Source organism: Bacillus sanguinis (genome assembly GCF_018332475.1).
Classification (GTDB): Bacteria; Bacillota; Bacilli; order Bacillales; family Bacillaceae_G; genus Bacillus_A; species Bacillus_A sanguinis.
Genome location: NZ_BOQB01000709.1, coordinates 1 through 247 on the forward strand (window position 1 = coordinate 1; position 247 = coordinate 247).

The 247-nt window shown below is 43.7% G+C and carries 1 protein-coding gene; it reads left to right on the forward strand.

Annotated features, from left to right (window positions below; genetic code table 11):
- Nucleotides 1-247: trypsin-like peptidase domain-containing protein (locus tag KI369_RS30125; protein ID WP_212959082.1), on the forward strand; the 247-nt coding region annotated here is incomplete at both ends.

The following is a 247-nucleotide window of genomic DNA, read 5'->3' on the forward strand; positions in this document are numbered from 1 at the left end:
AGGGACAGAAAATCACGGAAGAATTCAAAAAGTTTTTTGGTGATGATTTACCGGATCAACCTGCACAACCCTTCGAAGGTTTAGGCTCCGGTGTCATCATCAACGCCAGTAAAGGCTATGTGCTGACCAACAACCATGTGATTAATCAGGCACAGAAAATCAGTATTCAGCTCAATGATGGGCGCGAGTTTGATGCAAAACTGATTGGTAGCGATGACCAGAGCGATATCGCCATGTTACAAATTCA